Raw genomic sequence first — 3,401 nt, forward strand, 5'->3', positions numbered from 1 at the left:
CCACTCGGGGGGGGCCTGGGGGCCGCCCCCCCCCCGGGGGGGGGGGGGGGGGGGGGGCCCCCCCCCCCCCCCGCCGCGTTTCAGGTTCCCGGAAGTCCGGGCGACGCCGTTCCCGGCAGTCGTCGGCGGCCGCCCTGCGGATGCTCTCCGCCGCGCCGCCGTGTCCCGAAGGCGCCGGGTCCCCGAAGGCTCCAGTGACGCCGTTCCCGCCGGGCCGAGCGACCGCGGGAACGGCGCCGCCTGCTACGGCCTGCGGAGCCAGACGGTCGTCTCGCCGGGCAGTTCGCCCTCGCCGAGCGGGCCGCTCGCCAGGAGCACCTCGCCCTCCGGCAGCGGCACCGGGTCGGATCCGAAGTTCGCCACGGCCTCCCAGCCGTTCGAGCGGCGGATGTGCAGCACCGCATTGGAAGCGTTGTGGACCCACTCGAGCGTCTCGCCGGTCTGGAGCTCGCGGCGCAGCGCCAGCGCGTCCCGGTAGAGCGAGAGCGTCGAGGACGCGTCGCCGGTCTGCGCCTCCACCGACAGCTTCCCGAACCAGTCCGGCTGCGGCAGGTGCGCCGGCCCGGACCCGAACCCGTACGACGGGCCCTCGACCGTCCACGGGATCGGCACGCGGCACCCGTCGCGGCCCACGTCCACGCCGGGGCTGCGGAAGAACGTCGGGTCCTGCCGCGCCTCGTCGGGAATGGTCGCGACCTCGCCGAGGCCCAGTTCCTCGCCCTGGTACAGGTACGCGGACCCGGGCAGCGCCAGCATCAGCAGCGTCGCGGCCCGCGCCCGGCGGAGCCCCTGCGCGGTGTCCAGCTCCGGCTCGGTGCCGCGCGAGAGCAGCCACGCCCGGTTGTACTTGCGCGGCTCGTCCCCGTTGGGCGGCAGGCCGTACCGGGTCGCGTGGCGGACCACGTCGTGGTTGGAGAACACCCACGTCGTAGAGGAGCCGGTCTCGACGGCCTGCTCGAGGTTCTCGGTGATGATGCGCCGGAAGGCGGCCGGGTCGAAGTCGGCTTCGAGGAGGTCGAAGTTGAACGCCTGGCCGAGCCCCTCCGAGCTGGCGTAGCGGGCCCGGCGCGCGGGCGGGTCGACCCACGCCTCGGCGACGGCGATCCGCGGCGGGTCGTACTCGTTGAACACCGACCGCCAGGAGGCGTAGATGTCGTGGACCTCGTCGCGGTCCCACAGCAGGTGCATGCCGGTGGCCTTGTCCATCGCCTCGAGTTCGGCCTGCGAGGGCAGGTCGGCGGGGAGGTGCTTGGCGAGGGCGTGCGCGACGTCGACGCGGAAGCCGTCGACGCCCCGGTCCGACCAGAACCGCAGCGTCTTGAGGAAGTCCTCCCGCACTTCCTCGTTGCGCCAGTTGAAGTCGGGCTGCTCGGGCGCGAACAGGTGCAGGTACCACTGGCCGTCGCCCACGGCCGTCCACGCGGGGCCGCCGAACATGGAGACCCAGTCGGCGGGCGGCAGTTCGCCGTTCGCGCCGCGGCCGTCGCGGAAGACGTACCGGTCGCGCTCGGGGGAGCCCTTCGGGGAGGCGAGCGCGGCCTGGAACCACTCGTGCCGGTTGGACGAGTGGTTCGGGACGATGTCCACGATGAGCTTGATGCCGGCGGCGTGGAGCGCGGCGATCATGGTGTCGAAGTCATCGAGCGTGCCCAGGCGCGGGTCCACGTTCCGGTAGTCGTCGACGTCGTAGCCGCCGTCGGCGAGCGCGGACGGGTAGAACGGGCTCAGCCACACCGCGTCGACGCCGAGCCGCGCGAGGTAGTCGACGCGCGAGGTGATGCCGCGCAGGTCGCCGATGCCGTCGCCGTTCGCGTCAGCGAAGCTGCGCGGGTAGATCTGGTAGACGGTGGCCTGGCGCCACCAGTCGGCCGCGGTGGGAGAGGCCGGGCTCGGAGCAGCCATCATGGGTGCCTTTCGGTGTGGTGGATCCGCGCCGGAGCGCGTGACGGTTCCTTGTGATTAAATCTAATACCAAAATCAAATCACTCCAGTCATGCTGCGACAGCGAAGGCGAGGTGTCAAGCGCGATCATGGAACCCGACGGACCCGACGACCGGGGTGCCCACCCCCAGCGGCGCCTGAACACGGCGGCCGTCCTGGATCTGGCCTGGGAATCCGAGGCGTTCACCGCCAGCGATGTGATTGCCGCCACGGGACTGACCCGCTCGACGGTCATCGCGCTCTGCGACGAGCTCGTCGAGCGCGGCTGGTTCGCCGAGCTCCCCAACGCCCGCGCCGCCGGCGGCGAGTACCGCAAAGGCCGCCCCGCCCGCCGCTACGAGCTGCGCGCCGACGCCGGAGTCGTCCTCGGCGTCGACGCCGGCCAGCACTGCATCACCGCCACCGCCGCGGACCTCCGCGGCCGCGAACTCGCCCGCGCCCACACCGAGATCGACCCCGACGGACGCGACGGCGCCGAGCGCCTCGCCGCCGCCGACGCCACCGTCGCGGCCGTCCTCGACCGCGCCGGCGCCCGCCCCGAAGCGGTCCTCTGCACCGCCGTCGGCGTCCCCGCCCCCACCGGCCTCGACGGCTCCTCTCCCGAAGGGGAGCAGCGCTTCTGGGAGCGCATGAACCCCGGCTACGCCGCGCACTTCCGCGCTCGCGGCTGGCTCACCGAGGTCGAGAACGACGCCAACCTCGCCGCGCTCGCCGAAGGCGCCCTCGGCGCGGGCGCCGGCGCCTCCTCCTACATCGCACTCGTCTCCGGCGAGCGGTTCGGCGCCGGCTACGTCGTCGACGGCCACCTCGTGCGCGGGCGACGCGGCGCCGCCGGCGAGCTGCGCCTGCTCGCCCTCGTCGAAGGCGTCGGCTCCACCCACGGCATCGGGAACCTGCTGCGCCGCTGGGCACTCGAGGTCCGGGCCGAAGGCGCCGCCGACCCCGGCAGCCCGCTCATGACCGCCCCCGCCGACCGGCTCGGCGCCGAACTCGTCCTCCGCGCCGCCGAGGCCGGTGACGGGGCCGCGCTCGCGCTGGCCGAGCGCATGGCCGAGCGCCTGGCGCGGATCTGCGCGGTCCTCGGCGGCCTGCTCGACGTGGAGCGGATCGTGCTCGCCGGGGCGGTGGCCGCGTCGCTCGACGTGGTCCTCAAGCGCGCGGCGCAGCGCCTCGACGAGCTGACCCACCCGCCCGCGCCCGAACTCGTGGCCTCGACCCTCGGGGGCGGGGTCGTCAGCCTCGGGGCCGTGACCCGAGCCCTCGAGGTCGTCCGGGCGAACGCGATGGACCTGCAGCCGGTTCGTCCCTAGTGGACGAGCCGGCCCGCGGCCTCAGACGTGCTCGTGCGGCTGCGCCTGCGGCTGCGCCTGCGGCCGCGGCTGCGGCGCGCCCGCCGGATGCGGCTGCGGCGACACGGGCGCCGCGGACCGGCGGCGCCTGGCCCGCCACCGGAGCGGGAC

2 protein-coding genes are annotated in these 3,401 nt (G+C 74.7%); one reads left to right on the plus strand and one right to left on the minus strand.

Annotated features, from left to right (window positions below):
• Positions 1-243 precede the first annotated feature (243 nt).
• A complete protein-coding gene (locus GFD30_RS19740; protein ID WP_153026896.1) occupies positions 244-1,905 on the minus strand; it encodes a glycoside hydrolase family 13 protein in 1,662 nt (553 codons plus the stop codon).
• A 125-nt stretch (positions 1,906-2,030) separates the two neighbouring features.
• Here GFD30_RS19740 and GFD30_RS19745 point away from each other — a divergent pair, with 125 nt between their 5' ends.
• The gene (locus tag GFD30_RS19745) at positions 2,031-3,251 is read left to right on the plus strand and encodes an ROK family protein (protein ID WP_153026897.1); all 1,221 of its coding nucleotides are present in this window, start codon (positions 2,031-2,033) and stop codon (positions 3,249-3,251) included.
• Positions 3,252-3,401: the final 150 nt, after the last annotated feature.

The sequence above is a fragment of the Glycomyces albidus genome, assembly GCF_009451885.1.
In the GTDB taxonomy this organism is placed as follows: domain Bacteria; phylum Actinomycetota; class Actinomycetes; order Mycobacteriales; family Micromonosporaceae; genus Glycomyces; species Glycomyces albidus.

Bases quoted from the DNA above. Each gene is read 5' to 3' on its own strand.
- GFD30_RS19740 (WP_153026896.1), bottom strand. From the start codon at position 1,905: ATGATGGCTGCTCCGAGCCCGGCCTCTCCCACCGCGGCCGACTGGTGG.
- GFD30_RS19745 (WP_153026897.1), top strand. From the start codon at position 2,031: ATGGAACCCGACGGACCCGACGACCGGGGTGCCCACCCCCAGCGGCGC.